Here is a 15,031-nt window from a genome sequence, read left to right as displayed (position 1 = left end):
TACCATGGAGATACGCGTATTTCGCCAGGAAGATTTCGAAGAGGTCATCACCCTTTGGGAGCGTTGCGACTTGCTGCGTCCGTGGAACGATCCGGAAATGGACATCGAGCGTAAGATGAACCATGACGTCAGTTTGTTTCTGGTCGCTGAGGTAAACGGTGAAGTGGTCGGAACGGTGATGGGCGGTTATGACGGGCATCGCGGGTCTGCTTATTATCTTGGCGTGCATCCAGAGTTTCGTGGGCGTGGGATTGCCAATGCGTTGCTTAATCGGTTGGAGAAAAAGCTGATTGCTCGCGGCTGCCCGAAAATTCAGATCAACGTGCCGGAAGATAACGACATGGTGCTCGGAATGTATGAACGCCTGGGATATGAACACGCCGACGTGCTGAGTTTGGGTAAGCGTTTGATTGAAGATGAAGAGTACTGAGTTTCATCCTGTCCATTATGATGCGCACGGTCGCCTGCGTTTACCCTTGTTCTTCTGGCTTGTGCTATTGCTTCAGGCGCGAACCTGGGTGCTGTTTGTCATTGCCGGTGCGTCGCGCGAGCAGGGTACTGCACTGCTAAATCTGTTTTATCCCGATCACGATAATTTCTGGCTGGGGTTGATTCCCGGCATTCCGGCGGTGCTGGCGTTTTTGCTGAGTGGTCGGCGGGCTTCATTTCCCCGTATCTGGCATGTGCTCTATTTTCTGTTGCTGTTGGCGCAGGTGGTTTTACTTTGCTGGCAACCGTGGCTGTGGCTGAACGGTGAATCCGTTAGCGGTATCGGGCTGGCGCTGGTAGTGGCGGATATTGTGGCGTTAATCTGGCTGCTGACCAATCGACGTTTACGCGCTTGTTTTAATGAAGAAAAAGAATAACGGCACTTTTTGGTGAATTTGCACTCCAAGCAACGTTATTGAATAACCAAAGGAAGTGACATGATATCGCTGCGTTTAATGTTATGCGCTATGCCGTTGATGCTGACCGGCTGTTCCACGATGTCGTCAGTTAACTGGTCTGCCGCTAACCCGTGGAACTGGTTTGGGTCGTCCACCAAAGTGAGCGAGCAGGGCGTTGGTGAATTAACGGCGTCCACACCACTGCAAGAACAAGCCATTGCTGATGCGCTTGATGGCGATTATCGCCTGCGCAGCGGAATGAAAACCGCGAACGGCAACGTGGTGCGCTTTTTTGAAGTGATGAAAGGCGACAACGTGGCGATGGTGATTAACGGCGATCAGGGCACGATCAGCCGCATTGATGTGCTGGATAGCGATATTCCAGCTGACTCCAGTGTTAAAATCGGTACACCGTTTAGCGACCTTTACAGCAAAGCATTTGGCAATTGCCAAAAAGCTGATGGTGATGATAATCGTGCCGTCGAATGTAAAGCCGAAGGCAGTCAACATATTAGCTACCAGTTCAGCGGGGAATGGAGTGGTCCTGAAGGGTTAATGCCTTCGGACGATACCCTGAAAAACTGGAAAGTCAGTAAAATTATCTGGCGGCGTTAATTTGCGTCTGAACAAACCGCCGCCGCGAAAAAACACGTAAAATAGCGCCCAACAATGCCACGGATTGCGTGGCATTCTTATTTTCAGGAGGAATAATGTCTCAGGTTCAGAGTGGCATTTTGCCAGAACATTGCCGCGCGGCGATTTGGATCGAAGCCAACGTGAAAGGGGAAGTTGACGCCCTGCGTGCGGCCAGTAAAACATTTGCCGATAAACTGGCAACTTTTGAAGCGAAATTCCCGGACGCGCATCTTGGTGCGGTGGTTGCCTTTGGTAACAACACCTGGCGCGCTCTGAGCGGCGGCGTTGGGGCCGAAGAGCTGAAAGATTTTCCGGGCTACGGTAAAGGCCTTGCGCCGACGACCCAGTTCGATGTGTTGATCCACATTCTTTCTCTGCGTCACGACGTAAACTTCTCTGTCGCTCAGGCGGCGATGGAAGCCTTTGGTGACTGCATTGAAGTGAAAGAAGAGATCCACGGCTTCCGTTGGGTTGAAGAGCGTGACCTGAGCGGCTTCGTTGACGGTACTGAAAACCCGGCGGGTGAAGAGACGCGCCGTGAAGTGGCGGTTATCAAAGACGGCGTGGATGCGGGCGGCAGCTATGTGTTTGTGCAGCGTTGGGAGCACAACCTGAAGCAGCTCAACCGGATGAGCGTTCACGATCAGGAGATGATGATCGGGCGCACCAAAGAGGCCAACGAAGAGATCGACGGCGACGAGCGTCCGGAAACCTCTCACCTGACCCGCGTTGATCTGAAAGAAGATGGCAAAGGGCTGAAGATTGTTCGCCAGAGCCTGCCGTACGGCACCGCCAGTGGCACTCACGGTCTGTACTTCTGCGCCTACTGCGCGCGTCTGCATAACATTGAGCAGCAACTGCTGAGCATGTTTGGCGATACCGATGGCAAACGTGATGCGATGTTGCGTTTCACCAAACCGGTCACTGGCGGCTATTACTTCGCGCCGTCGCTGGACAAGTTGATGGCGTTGTAATCGTTTCTGATTCGATGATTTAAGGCCAGCCAGTATCACAACTGACTGGCCTTTTTATTACTGCTTTAACGCCGCATACACCTGATCAACTACCCAACCATAAGTTGCAATCGGTAGCTGACCGCTTTCGAACATATTGGGATTTTTTTGTGGATCGGCAACTGGCGAATGTGGCTTGTTGCTTAACATCACAATCGCCATATGATTCACCGGATCGATAACGGTCACCGTCCCGGTCCAGCCAGTGTGACCGTAGGTTTGCGGGCTTGCCAGCGTGCCAAACGTCGGCGTCATGGTGGCATTACCATTCACGCGCCAGCCAAGGCCAAAAGTGGCATCTTCCTTAGAGCTGGTGGTGAACATCTTCACCGTTTCTGCATTGAACAACTGCACATCGCCATAGCCGCCGCCGTTCAGCATCGTTTGCATTAACACCGCAATATCGCCGGTATTGGAAAACAACCCTGCATGCCCGGAAACGCCGCCCATCGAATAAAAGGCTTTTTCATCGTGCACCTGACCCCAGAGAGTGGAGGTGCGGATATTCGGGAAATGGATCACGCCATCGCGGGTATTGCCGTTGAGTTCCGTGGCGGCAATTTGTTGCGGTTTAAAGCCTTTCAGTAGCGGATTAAACACCGTATGCGTCAGGCCGAGCGGGCGATAAATCGACTCTTCAACATAGCGGTCAAGTGGCTGACCGGTAACCGACTCGACGATAAATCCAAGCAGCATATAATCGACATCGCTGTAGATATGCTTGCTGCCGGGCTGATACTCCAGCGGCGTGCGCTTGATCATCTCCAGCGTCTGGCCTTTATCCTGGGAATATAACGCGCCCGCGACCGCTTTATTCGGATATTGTGGGTCCGCCGGGAAACCGCCGCTGTGATGCAGCAGGTCAGAAATCCGCAGCGTGTTTTTGCCTTTGATGGTGTCATTTGGACTATCGGCAAATCCCGGAATATATTTCGCAATCCGATCGTCAGGATGCAGCTTGCCTTCGCTCATTAGCTTTTGCAGAGCAAAGTTAGTGGCGTACATCTTGGTATTGGAAGCCAGGTCATACAGCGTCCCGGTGGTGGCTTTGACAGGCTGTTCCATCAATACGCTGCCATCGTACTTTTTCGCCGCTCCCCAGGCTTTGCGATACACAATCTGATTATCTTTAATAATCAGCAGGTTTACGCCGGGATAACCGGCATCCACCTGCTGGCTTATCCAGCGATCCATCTGGTTAAGCCGTTCGACGTTGAACCCTGCTTTCTCTGGCGAACTTTCTGTCAGAACAGGGTATTTTGCGGCGCTGACGCTACAGCTGACAGCCAGCAGAGAAAGATAGAGCATTGTCCGTTTCATATTATCAGTCCAGATTGACGTTACGGCAGCCAAAGAGCGTGGTGAAAATAAACCCGCAAACCCATGCCACCAGAATCCCGCCTGCATAAACCGCCATTGCCGGAAGGATGCCTTGTGCGGAAGTCATCAGCGGCAGCGCCACCAGACCAGACGGCCCAAAGGCGCTGTTTAAGCCCATCGGCAGACCCCACCAGGCTATCAATCCGATAAACAAACCGCCCGCCGCGCCGCCTAAACAGGCGGTAATAAACGGTTTCATGCGGGGCAGGGTGACGCCATAAATCAACGGTTCGCCAACGCCCAGCAGGCCGGGAATAATCGCCCCGCGTACCTGACTGCGTAATGCACTGTGCGGTTGCGCCCGCCAGTAGAGTGCCAGCGCCGCGCCCACCTGGCCCGCGCCTGCCATCGAAAGGATGGGAAATAAGCTGTTGAATCCCTGACTGTCCATTAACGCGAGGTAAACAGGAATAAAGCCCTGATGCACGCCAAACACCACGGCGATCAGGAACAGCCCGGCTAAAACCGCACAACCGAGCGGATTACTGTTCAGGTGCATAAACAGCCACGACATGCCTTCAAACAGCCAGCCGCCCAGCGGCATAATGATCAGGTAGGCCAGCGTAGCGGTGATCAGCAGGGTGATTAACGAGGTCAACAGCATGTCGAGATCGTCCGGCATAAAGCGGCGCACCATGCCTTCGATGCGGGCGCAGGCCCACGCGGCAATCAACACGCCGATAATATTGCCGCGCGGATCGATGGGCAGACCAAAGAAATCGTGAAAACCGGCGTAGTAACCGGTGGTTGCAGTTGGGTTATAACCGAGCAAAAAGAGCGCGGCGATAATCGCGCCATTTACGCCCGTGCCGCCAAATGCCTGGGCGGCGTTATAGCCCACCAGAATCACCAGGAAGGTGAACAAACCTTTGCTGAACACCTTCATAAAATTCAGCGCGTCGGGTAGCGTGCCCTGAGCATCTGCCGGAACGTGCATCACCGTGGCAATTAACGTCGCTATCCCCAGCAGCAGACCGGCGGCAATAAAACCGGGGATCAGCGGCGTGAAGATGGTGGCGAATTTGGCGAGAAATTGTTGCACGCCGGAGGTTTGTTTGGCTTTTAACTGACGTTTGTTCTGGGCGGCGATTTCTGCGGCATCCTGTACCGGTGCTTCTCCCAGCAGCTCGCTCATGGCTTTTGCGGCACGATGCGCTTTGCCCGGCCCAAAAACCACCTGCACCTGATCGCTGGTCAAAATGACGCCCTTCACGCCTTCCAGCGTTTTGATATTGGGATCAACCAGTGAACTGTCATGTACACCCAGACGCAGGCGCGTCATACAGTTACCACAACTGGCGATATTTCCCGGTCCGCCGACACGGGTAAGAATGGTGTTCAGAAGTTCACTGCTGATCTCTTTGGCCATGGGTTATTCCTTGTCTAAAACCTGACGAATAAAGCCGCCGTGTTGATCAAGGCGTTTTTTAGCTTCTGCGGCATCGAGATTTTTCAGCACCATCACAATGGCCGTTTTACAGTTGCGCTCGCAGGCAACCAATGCCGCTTCCGCTTGCTCTGCGCTACATCCGGTAGCGTTTTTGACGATATTGACCTGGCGCACATGCAATTTTTCGTTGGTGGCGACCACATCGACCATCAGGTTGCCGAACACTTTGCCGGATTTAATCATCAGCCCGGTGGAGAGCATATTGAGCACCAGTTTCTGCGCCGTACCTGCTTTCATTCGCGAAGAACCTGTGACCACTTCGGCCCCAACAACTGGCGTAATGGCAAACTCAGCGGTGGTTGAAACGGCGCTCCCGGGATTACAGGAAATTCCCACTGTGCGGCAACCGAGCTGGCGGGCGTATTCCAGTCCGGCAATCACATACGGCGTACGACCGCTGGCGGCAATACCGACCACCACATCCTGTGCCGTTAAATTAATATTTTTCAGATCGTTAACGCCGCCTTCCCGGCTATCTTCCGCGCCTTCCACCGCGTGCTGAATGGCATATTCGCCGCCAGCAATCAAACCAACTACCAGGCCCGGTTTCACGCCGTAGGTCGGCGGACATTCACTGGCATCAAGAATACCCAGACGACCGGATGTTCCCGCACCGAGATAAATCAGACGCCCGCCGCCGCTTACCTGGGCGTGGATAACATCGATCGCCGCGGCGATATCCGGCAGTACGCGCTCAACGGCAAGCGGCACGGTTTTATCTTCATCGTTGATAATCCGGCACATTTCCAGCGTTGATACGCGGTCAATTTCAGCTGAGGCGGCGTTCGAGCCTTCGGTAATCATCTTTTCAAGTTGCATCGGTGGTGACCTTACTATTTACGATCAAATAATTGCAGATGTATGGAATCATATATCCCGAATTGACAGACTTAAAGGAATCATTGAGTCTACACTCGCAGAGTGTGAAGAGCGTCATAAGAACTTAAGCGGAATTTTTGCTGCCAGCCCAGGAGAGTGGAAGATGTTGTACCTGACGAAAATACGCAATGCGGAAAGTGAATTTACCGGGAACGAGCAAAAAATTGCTGACTTTCTGCGGGCTAATGTGAGTGAGCTGAAATCTGTCTCTTCGCGCAAGATGGCGAAACTGCTCGGCATCAGCCAGTCGAGTATTGTGAAGTTTGCCCAGAAGCTCGGCGCGCAAGGATTTACTGAATTGCGTATGGCGTTAATTGGCGAATACAGTGCCAGCCGGGAGAAAACGAATGCCACGGCGCTGCACCTGCACAGTTCGATTACCAGTGATGATTCGCTGGAAGTGATTGCCCGCAAACTGAATCGCGAAAAAGAGCTGGCGCTGGAGCAAACCTGCGCGTTGTTCGACTACGCGCGGCTGCAAAAAATCATTGAGGTCATCAGTAAAGCGCCATTTATCCAGATAACGGGCCTGGGCGGGTCGGCGCTGGTGGGGCGCGATCTTTCATTCAAACTGATGAAAATTGGTTATCGTGTGGCCTGTGAAGCTGACACGCATGTACAAGCCACCGTTTCCCAGGCGCTGAAAAAAGGCGATGTACAAATCGCTATCTCTTACAGCGGCAGTAAAAAAGAGATTGTCTTGTGCGCCGAGGCAGCGCGAAAGCAGGGGGCAACGGTGATTGCCATTACCTCATTAACCGATTCCCCGCTGCGGCGGCTGGCGCATTACACTCTCGATACCGTTTCTGGCGAAACCGAATGGCGCAGCTCGTCGATGTCCACCCGCACGGCGCAAAATTCTGTTACCGATTTACTGTTTGTTGGCCTTGTGCAACTCAATGATGTGGAGTCATTGAAAATGATTGAGCGCAGCAGTGAGCTAACGCAACGCCTGAAATGATGCATAAAGCAGCGACTGGATTGAGATTTTCCTGAATTAGTGAGCTGATCCGCAGCAATATTTTGTTTATCCTGTATTTTCAGAGGGAATGGAGTGTAACGCTCTGTATTAACAAGGAGAGCATTAAAATGGGTAAACTCACGGGCAAGACAGCACTGATTACGGGCGCATTGCAGGGAATTGGCGAAGGAATTGCCAGAACTTTTGCGCGTCATGGCGCAAACCTAATCTTGCTGGATATCTCCCCTGAGATCGAAAAGCTGGCGGACGAACTGTGTGGTCGTGGTCATCGCTGTACGGCGGTTGTCGCCGATGTGCGTGACCCGGCGTCGGTCGCCGCAGCTATCAAGCGCGCGAAGGAAAAAGAAGGGCGCATTGATATCCTGGTGAATAACGCAGGCGTTTGTCGTCTGGGCAGTTTCCTCGATATGAGCGATGAAGATCGCGATTTCCATATTGATATCAATATTAAAGGCGTATGGAACGTCACGAAGGCGGTGCTGCCGGAGATGATTGCCCGCAAAGATGGTCGCATTGTGATGATGTCTTCAGTCACTGGCGATATGGTGGCCGATCCGGGTGAAACGGCGTATGCCTTAACGAAAGCGGCGATTGTTGGCCTGACTAAATCGCTGGCGGTGGAGTACGCGCAGTCTGGTATTCGCGTTAACGCCATCTGCCCGGGATACGTACGCACGCCAATGGCGGAAAGCATTGCCCGCCAGTCGAACCCGGAAGATCCAGAATCGGTGCTGACTGAAATGGCAAAAGCAATCCCGATGCGTCGCCTCGCCGATCCGCTGGAAGTCGGCGAACTGGCAGCCTTCCTCGCATCGGATGAATCAAGTTATTTAACCGGTACACAGAATGTGATTGATGGCGGCAGCACACTGCCGGAGACGGTTAGCGTCGGCATCTGATTCACCTCTGTTTCCTCCCTGCATTTGTGGGGAGGATTTCGTCTTGAACCCGGTTCTTATTCCCTTTTCAACTTCCAAATCACCAAACGGTATATAAAACCGTTACTCCTTTCACGTCCGTTATAAATATGATGGCTATTAGAAAGTCATTAAATTTATAAGGGTGCGCAATGGCCGTTAACTTACTGAAAAAGAACTCACTCGCGCTGGTCGCTTCTCTGCTGCTGGCGGGCCATGTACAGGCAACGGAACTGCTGAACAGTTCTTATGACGTCTCCCGCGAGCTGTTTGCCGCCCTGAATCCGCCGTTTGAGCAACAATGGGCCAAAGATAACGGCGGCGACAAACTGACGATAAAACAATCTCATGCCGGGTCATCAAAACAGGCGCTGGCGATTTTGCAGGGCTTAAAAGCCGACGTTGTCACTTATAACCAGGTGACTGACGTACAAATCCTGCACGACAAAGGCAAGCTGATCCCGGCCGACTGGCAAACGCGCCTGCCGAATAACAGCTCGCCGTTCTACTCCACCATGGGCTTCCTGGTGCGTAAGGGTAACCCGAAGAATATCCACGACTGGAACGATCTGGTGCGCTCCGACGTAAAGCTGATTTTCCCGAACCCGAAAACGTCGGGTAACGCACGTTACACCTATCTGGCGGCATGGGGTGCAGCGGATAAAGCTGACGGTGGCGACAAAGCCAAAACCGAACAGTTTATGACCCAGTTCCTGAAAAACGTTGAAGTGTTCGATACCGGCGGTCGTGGCGCGACCACCACCTTTGCCGAGCGCGGGCTGGGCGATGTACTGATTAGCTTTGAATCGGAAGTAAACAACATTCGTAAACAGTATGAAGCGCAGGGCTTTGAAGTGGTGATTCCGAAAACCAATATTCTGGCGGAATTCCCGGTGGCGTGGGTCGATAAAAACGTGCAGGCCAACGGTACGGAAAAAGCAGCAAAAGCTTACCTGAACTGGCTCTACAGCCCGCAGGCGCAAACCATCATCACCGACTATTACTACCGCGTAAATAACCCGGAAGTCATGGACAAACTGAAAGACAAATTCCCGCAGACCGAACTGTTCCGCGTGGAAGACAAATTTGGCTCCTGGCCGGAAGTGATGAAAACCCACTTCACCAGCGGCGGCGAGTTGGACAAGCTGTTAGCGGCGGGGCGTAATTAATGTTTGCAGTTTCATCAAGACGCGTGCTGCCGGGCTTTACCTTAAGCCTCGGCACCAGTCTGCTGTTTGTGTGCCTGATTTTGCTGCTGCCGCTCTCCGCGCTGGTGATGCAGCTCTCTGAGATGAGCTGGGCGCAGTACTGGGAGGTGATCACCAACCCGCAGGTAGTCGCGGCCTACAAAGTGACACTGCTGTCGGCGTTTGTGGCATCAATTTTTAACGGCGTTTTCGGCCTGCTGATGGCGTGGATTTTAACCCGTTATCGCTTTCCGGGCCGCACGCTGCTTGATGCGCTGATGGATTTACCCTTTGCGCTACCGACGGCGGTAGCCGGTTTGACGCTGGCCTCGCTCTTTTCCGTGAACGGTTTTTACGGTGAATGGCTGGCGAAGTTTGATATCAAAGTCACCTATACCTGGCTGGGGATTGCGGTGGCGATGGCCTTTACCAGCATTCCGTTTGTGGTGCGTACCGTGCAGCCGGTGCTGGAAGAGTTAGGCCCGGAATATGAAGAAGCGGCGGAAACGCTCGGCGCAACGCGCTGGCAGAGTTTCTGCAAAGTGGTGCTGCCGGAGCTATCTCCGGCGCTGGTGGCGGGCGTGGCGCTGTCGTTTACCCGTAGTCTTGGTGAATTTGGCGCGGTGATTTTTATCGCCGGGAACATCGCCTGGAAGACAGAAGTGACGTCGCTGATGATTTTTGTTCGCTTACAGGAGTTTGATTACCCGGCGGCGAGCGCGATTGCTTCGGTGATCCTCGCGGCATCCCTGCTGCTGCTGTTCTCAATTAACACTCTGCAAAGTCGCTTTGGTCGGCGTGTGGTAGGTCATTAATGGCGGAAGTGACACAGTTGAAGCGTTATGACGCGCGCCCGATTAACTGGGGCAAATGGTTTCTGATTGGCATCGGGATGCTGGTTTCGGCGTTCATCCTGCTGGTGCCGATGATTTACATCTTTGTGCAGGCGTTCAGTAAAGGGCTGATGCCAGTTTTACAGAATCTGGCCGATCCGGACATGCTGCACGCCATCTGGCTGACGGTGATGATTGCGCTGATTGCCGTGCCGGTGAACCTGGTGTTCGGCATTCTGCTGGCATGGCTGGTGACGCGCTTTAACTTCCCCGGACGCCAGTTGCTGCTGACGCTGCTGGACATTCCGTTTGCCGTGTCGCCGGTGGTTGCCGGTCTGGTGTATCTGCTGTTTTACGGCTCTAACGGCCCGCTCGGCGGCTGGCTGGATGAACATAATCTGCAAATTATGTTCTCCTGGCCGGGAATGGTGCTGGTCACCATCTTCGTGACGTGTCCGTTTGTGGTGCGTGAGCTGGTGCCGGTGATGTTAAGCCAGGGCAGCCAGGAAGACGAAGCGGCGATTTTGCTGGGCGCATCTGGCTGGCAGATGTTTCGCCGCGTCACGCTGCCGAACATCCGCTGGGCGCTGCTTTATGGCGTGGTGCTGACCAACGCCCGCGCGATTGGCGAGTTTGGTGCGGTGTCGGTGGTTTCCGGCTCGATTCGCGGCGAAACACTTTCGCTGCCGTTACAGATTGAATTGCTGGAGCAAGACTACAACACCGTCGGCTCCTTTACCGCTGCCGCGTTGTTGACGCTGATGGCGATTATCACCCTGTTTTTAAAGAGTATGTTGCAGTGGCGTCTGGAGAATCAGGAAAAACGCGCGCAGCAGGAGGAACATCATGAGCATTGAGATTGCCAATATTAAGAAGTCTTTTGGTCGCACCCAGGTGCTGAACGATATCTCACTGGATATTCCTTCTGGTCAGATGGTCGCGTTGCTGGGGCCGTCCGGTTCCGGGAAAACCACGCTGCTGCGCATTATCGCCGGGCTGGAGCATCAAACCAGCGGGCATATTCGCTTCCACGGCACCGACGTCAGCCGCCTGCATGCGCGCGATCGTAAAGTTGGTTTCGTGTTCCAGCACTATGCGCTGTTCCGCCATATGACGGTGTTCGACAATATCGCTTTCGGCCTGACGGTGCTGCCGCGTCGCGAGCGCCCGAATGCCGCAGCTATCAAAGCGAAAGTGACAAAATTGCTCGAGATGGTCCAGCTTGCCCATCTGGCGGATCGTTATCCGGCGCAGCTTTCCGGCGGCCAGAAACAGCGTGTGGCACTGGCGCGTGCGCTGGCTGTAGAACCGCAAATTCTGCTGCTTGATGAACCGTTTGGCGCGTTGGATGCTCAGGTGCGTAAAGAGCTGCGTCGCTGGCTGCGTCAGTTGCATGAAGAGCTGAAATTCACCAGCGTGTTCGTGACCCATGACCAGGAAGAGGCGACCGAAGTAGCCGATCGTGTAGTGGTGATGAGCCAGGGCAATATCGAGCAGGCTGATGCACCGGACCAGGTATGGCGCGAACCAGCGACCCGTTTTGTACTCGAATTTATGGGCGAAGTGAACCGCCTGCAGGGAACCATTCGCGGCGGGCAGTTCCATGTTGGCGCACATCGCTGGCCGCTGGGCTATACACCTGCGTATCAGGGGCCAGTGGATCTCTTCCTGCGTCCGTGGGAAGTGGATATCAGCCGCCGTACCAGCCTCGATTCGCCGCTGCCGGTACAGGTACTGGAAGCCAGCCCGAAAGGCCACTACACCCAATTAGTCGTGCAGCCGCTGGGGTGGTACAACGAACCGCTGACGGTCGTGATGCACGGCGACGACGCCCCGCAACGTGGCGAGCGTTTATTCGTTGGTCTGCAACATGCGCGGCTGTATAACGGCGACGAGCGTATTGAAACCCGCGATGAGGAACTTGCTCTCGCACAAAGCGCCTGATAGGTTGAGTGAATGTTAAACGCCCGGAGGCGCTTCCCGCGATCCGGGCTTTTTAATGGCAAGGTTTGTAACCTGTAGGCCTGATAAGACGCGCAAGCGTCGCATCAGGCAACACCACGTATGGACAGAGATCGTGAGTACATTAGAACAAACAATTGGCAATACGCCTCTGGTGAAGTTGCAGCGAATGGGGCCTAATAACGGCAGTGAAATCTGGTTGAAACTGGAAGGCAATAACCCGGCAGGTTCGGTAAAAGATCGTGCGGCACTTTCGATGATCGTCGAGGCGGAAAAGCGCGGGGAAATTAAACCGGGGGACGTGCTGATCGAAGCCACCAGTGGTAACACCGGCATTGCGCTGGCAATGATTGCCGCGCTTAAAGGCTATCGCATGAAATTGCTGATGCCCGACAACATGAGCCAGGAACGCCGTGCGGCGATGCGTGCTTATGGTGCGGAACTGATTCTTGTCACCAAAGAGCAGGGCATGGAAGGTGCGCGCGATCTGGCGCTTGAAATGGCGAATCGTGGTGAAGGAAAGCTGCTCGATCAGTTTAATAATCCTGATAATCCCTACGCCCATTACACCACCACCGGGCCGGAAATCTGGCAGCAAACTGGCGGGCGCATTACCCATTTTGTCTCCAGCATGGGAACAACCGGCACTATCACCGGCGTTTCACGCTTTATGCGCGAACAATCCAAACCGGTGACCATTGTTGGCCTGCAGCCGGAAGAGGGCAGTAGCATTCCCGGCATTCGCCGCTGGCCTGCGGAATATCTGCCGGGGATTTTCAACGCTTCTCTGGTGGATGAGGTGCTGGATATTCATCAGCGAGAAGCGGAAAACACCATGCGCGAACTGGCAGTGCGGGAAGGAATATTCTGTGGCGTCAGCTCCGGCGGCGCGGTTGCCGGAGCACTGCGCGTGGCAAAAGCTAACCCCGGCGCGGTGGTGGTCGCGATCATCTGCGATCGCGGCGATCGCTACCTTTCTACCGGGGTGTTTGGGGAAGAGCATTTTAGCCAGGGGGCGGGGATTTAAGATTATTGCGCAGGCACCGTTTTATCCGTCTGCGCAATCAGCGCATGTAAAAAAGGTTGCGCATTTTCATCGCTCTTACCGGGCATCTTCACAATATACGGCTTCCCGGTAATCGATGACGACGAGGCCACCTTATCAATAAACTGCTCGGCGGTATCAATGCGGTTGCGCGTGTTGCCGAACTTCAGACGCAGGTGGGAAACCGCTTCATCACAGGTGTGTTCATCGCCGTTACGCACAAATATCAAATCCTTTTTCTGTGCTAATCCCTCCAGCATGGCGTTGATACGGGCTTCTTCATGGGCAGTTAACTTCGCGTAAACGGGGAGTGTCATTAGCAGCGTAATGACCAGACAAATGATTTTCTTCATTGAATTACCTTATCCTTGTTTTGTGATAGCCGATTTGACTGCCAGAATCAGGTAAAGTTTCGGTTGGAATACGATGAGGATCATCGGCAAGGAGAAAAAATTAAATGAGTAGTTTGTTGTTGTTTAACGATAAGAGCAGGGCATTGCAGGCAGATATCGTCGCCGTGCAGTCGCAGGTAGTGTACGGCAGCGTAGGCAACAGCATTGCCGTGCCTGCTATCAAACAGAACGGCCTGAATGTCTTTGCCGTGCCGACGGTATTGCTGAGCAATACACCGCATTATGACACTTTCTACGGTGGTGCGATTCCGGACGAATGGTTTAGCGGCTATTTGCGTGCGCTTCAGGAGCGTGATGCGTTGCGCCAACTTCGTGCTGTAACCACGGGCTATATGGGAACGGCATCGCAAATCAAAATCCTTGCCGAGTGGCTGACTGCGCTACGCAAAGATCATCCTGACCTATTGATCATGGTCGATCCAGTGATTGGCGATATTGATAGCGGAATTTATGTCAAACCTGACCTTCCCGAGGCGTATCGACAATATTTACTGCCGCTGGCGCAGGGAATTACCCCCAATATCTTTGAGCTGGAAATCCTGACCGGTAAAAATTGCCGCGATCTCGACAGTGCCATTGCTGCCGCAAAAAGTCTGCTTTCAGACACATTAAAATGGGTGGTGATTACCAGCGCCTCCGGTAATGAAGAAAATCAGGAGATGCAGGTGGTGGTGGTCAGTGCCGACAGCGTGAATGTCATTTCCCATTCACGGGTAAAAACCGACCTGAAAGGGACTGGCGACCTGTTTTGTGCTCAGCTTATCAGTGGTTTGCTGAAAGGGAAGGCGTTAAACGATGCGGTGCACCGTGCGGGGTTGCGCGTACTGGAAGTGATGCGCTACACCCAGCAGCATGAGAGCGATGAATTGATTTTGCCGCCGCTGGCGGAAGCATAAAAAATGGCGCCGATGGGCGCCATTTTTCACTGCGGCAAGAATTACTTCTTGATGCGGATAACCGGGGTTTCACCCACAGTCACGCTACCGGACAGTTTGATCAGTTCTTTGATTTCGTCCATGTTGGAGATAACAACCGGAGTCAGGGTAGACTTGGCTTTCTCTTCCAGCAGCGGCAGATCAAATTCAATGACAGTATCGCCAACTTTCACGCGCTGACCTTCTTCAGCAATACGCTTGAAGCCTTCGCCTTTCAGTTCAACGGTGTCGATACCGAAGTGGACGAACAGTTCAACGCCGCTATCAGATTCGATAGAGAACGCGTGGTTGGTTTCAAAGATTTTACCAATGGTGCCGTCTACAGGCGCGACCATTTTGTTTCCAGTTGGTTTGATAGCAATACCATCACCAACGATTTTTTCCGCAAAAACGACATCCGGCACGTCTTCGATATTGACGATCTCGCCAGAGAGCGGAGCAATGATCTCAATAGTTCCGGTATCCTTCTTGTCGTCGGAAACCAGAGATTTCAGTTTATCGAACAAACCCAT

17 protein-coding genes are annotated in these 15,031 nt (G+C 53.4%); 12 read left to right on the top strand and 5 right to left on the bottom strand.

Annotated features, from left to right (window positions below; translation table 11 throughout):
* Nucleotides 1–4 precede the first annotated feature (4 nt).
* The 4 genes from ACJHWK_RS01530 (at nucleotide 5) to yfeX (ending at nucleotide 2,497) form a co-directional block, all read left to right on the top strand.
* Nucleotides 5–430 carry a GNAT family acetyltransferase gene (locus tag ACJHWK_RS01530; RefSeq protein ID WP_000406000.1) on the top strand — a complete coding sequence of 142 codons (426 nt, stop codon included), beginning with the start codon at nucleotides 5–7 and terminating at the stop codon, nucleotides 428–430.
* Nucleotides 417–866: a DUF2919 domain-containing protein gene (locus ACJHWK_RS01525; protein ID WP_170886218.1), complete on the top strand. Its 450-nt coding sequence runs from the start codon at nucleotides 417–419 to the stop codon at nucleotides 864–866. The genes ACJHWK_RS01530 and ACJHWK_RS01525 overlap by 14 nt, the downstream gene beginning before the upstream one ends.
* Nucleotides 867–926: 60 nt before the next feature.
* Nucleotides 927–1,502: an RpoE-regulated lipoprotein gene (locus ACJHWK_RS01520; RefSeq protein WP_001520984.1), complete on the top strand. Its 576-nt coding sequence runs from the start codon at nucleotides 927–929 to the stop codon at nucleotides 1,500–1,502.
* A 95-nt stretch (nucleotides 1,503–1,597) separates the two neighbouring features.
* Entirely contained in the window at nucleotides 1,598–2,497 is a 900-nt protein-coding gene (gene yfeX, locus ACJHWK_RS01515; RefSeq protein ID WP_000084590.1) for a porphyrinogen peroxidase, read from the top strand.
* A gap of 57 nt (nucleotides 2,498–2,554) precedes the next feature.
* On the opposite strand, the gene pbp4b is transcribed toward yfeX, so the two are convergent.
* The 3 genes from pbp4b to murQ are packed head-to-tail and all read right to left on the bottom strand — an operon-like array spanning nucleotide 2,555 to nucleotide 6,185.
* Nucleotides 2,555–3,856 carry a penicillin binding protein PBP4B gene (gene pbp4b / locus ACJHWK_RS01510; RefSeq protein WP_001520983.1) on the bottom strand — a complete coding sequence of 434 codons (1,302 nt, stop codon included), beginning with the start codon at nucleotides 3,854–3,856 and terminating at the stop codon, nucleotides 2,555–2,557.
* 4 nt (nucleotides 3,857–3,860) lie between these two features.
* Entirely contained in the window at nucleotides 3,861–5,285 is a 1,425-nt protein-coding gene (gene murP, locus ACJHWK_RS01505; protein WP_001040492.1) for a PTS N-acetylmuramic acid transporter subunit IIBC, read from the bottom strand.
* A 3-nt stretch (nucleotides 5,286–5,288) separates the two neighbouring features.
* Nucleotides 5,289–6,185, bottom strand: coding sequence for an N-acetylmuramic acid 6-phosphate etherase (gene murQ / locus ACJHWK_RS01500; protein WP_001520982.1), 897 nt, complete (start codon nucleotides 6,183–6,185; stop codon nucleotides 5,289–5,291).
* Nucleotides 6,186–6,348: 163 nt separating this feature from the next.
* On the opposite strand from murQ, the gene murR reads away from it, so the two are divergent.
* The 7 genes from murR to cysM all read left to right on the top strand — a co-directional run bounded on the left by murR (nucleotide 6,349) and on the right by cysM (nucleotide 13,153).
* Nucleotides 6,349–7,206: an HTH-type transcriptional regulator MurR gene (gene murR, locus ACJHWK_RS01495; RefSeq protein ID WP_001520981.1), complete on the top strand. Its 858-nt coding sequence runs from the start codon at nucleotides 6,349–6,351 to the stop codon at nucleotides 7,204–7,206.
* 128 nt (nucleotides 7,207–7,334) lie between these two features.
* Nucleotides 7,335–8,126 (top strand): SDR family oxidoreductase UcpA, encoded by a 792-nt coding sequence (gene ucpA, locus ACJHWK_RS01490; protein ID WP_000517443.1) that lies wholly within the window; start codon nucleotides 7,335–7,337, stop codon nucleotides 8,124–8,126.
* Between the two features lie 170 nt (nucleotides 8,127–8,296).
* Nucleotides 8,297–9,313 carry a thiosulfate/sulfate ABC transporter substrate-binding protein CysP gene (gene cysP / locus ACJHWK_RS01485; protein WP_000290240.1) on the top strand — a complete coding sequence of 339 codons (1,017 nt, stop codon included), beginning with the start codon at nucleotides 8,297–8,299 and terminating at the stop codon, nucleotides 9,311–9,313.
* The gene (gene cysT / locus ACJHWK_RS01480; protein WP_000458420.1) at nucleotides 9,313–10,146 is read left to right on the top strand and encodes a sulfate/thiosulfate ABC transporter permease CysT; all 834 of its coding nucleotides are present in this window, start codon (nucleotides 9,313–9,315) and stop codon (nucleotides 10,144–10,146) included. Before cysP ends, cysT begins: the two co-directional genes overlap by 1 nt.
* On the top strand, nucleotides 10,146–11,021 hold the full coding sequence (cysW, locus tag ACJHWK_RS01475; protein WP_000852686.1) for a sulfate/thiosulfate ABC transporter permease CysW: 876 nt from the start codon (nucleotides 10,146–10,148) through the stop codon (nucleotides 11,019–11,021). Before cysT ends, cysW begins: the two co-directional genes overlap by 1 nt.
* Nucleotides 11,011–12,108, top strand: a complete 1,098-nt coding sequence (cysA, locus tag ACJHWK_RS01470) for a sulfate/thiosulfate ABC transporter ATP-binding protein CysA (protein WP_000021036.1) — start codon at nucleotides 11,011–11,013, stop codon at nucleotides 12,106–12,108. The genes cysW and cysA overlap by 11 nt, the downstream gene beginning before the upstream one ends.
* A 133-nt stretch (nucleotides 12,109–12,241) precedes the next feature.
* On the top strand, nucleotides 12,242–13,153 hold the full coding sequence (gene cysM, locus ACJHWK_RS01465) for a cysteine synthase B (RefSeq protein WP_001306253.1): 912 nt from the start codon (nucleotides 12,242–12,244) through the stop codon (nucleotides 13,151–13,153).
* A 2-nt stretch (nucleotides 13,154–13,155) separates the two neighbouring features.
* On the opposite strand, the gene ACJHWK_RS01460 is transcribed toward cysM, so the two are convergent.
* Nucleotides 13,156–13,524, bottom strand: coding sequence for a YfeK family protein (locus ACJHWK_RS01460; protein WP_001520980.1), 369 nt, complete (start codon nucleotides 13,522–13,524; stop codon nucleotides 13,156–13,158).
* A gap of 104 nt (nucleotides 13,525–13,628) precedes the next feature.
* On the opposite strand from ACJHWK_RS01460, the gene pdxK reads away from it, so the two are divergent.
* On the top strand, nucleotides 13,629–14,480 hold the full coding sequence (gene pdxK / locus ACJHWK_RS01455) for a pyridoxine/pyridoxal/pyridoxamine kinase (RefSeq protein ID WP_000096660.1): 852 nt from the start codon (nucleotides 13,629–13,631) through the stop codon (nucleotides 14,478–14,480).
* Nucleotides 14,481–14,521: 41 nt separating this feature from the next.
* Here pdxK and crr read toward each other — a convergent pair whose 3' ends face one another.
* Nucleotides 14,522–15,031 carry a PTS glucose transporter subunit IIA gene (crr, locus tag ACJHWK_RS01450; protein WP_000522247.1) on the bottom strand — a complete coding sequence of 170 codons (510 nt, stop codon included), beginning with the start codon at nucleotides 15,029–15,031 and terminating at the stop codon, nucleotides 14,522–14,524.

It is taken from the genome of Escherichia sp. WS547, assembly GCF_046486065.1.
GTDB lineage: Bacteria > Pseudomonadota > Gammaproteobacteria > Enterobacterales > Enterobacteriaceae > Escherichia > Escherichia coli.
Note: the sequence above shows the minus strand (reverse complement) of the source record. Positions and strands in the feature narration are given on the sequence as shown.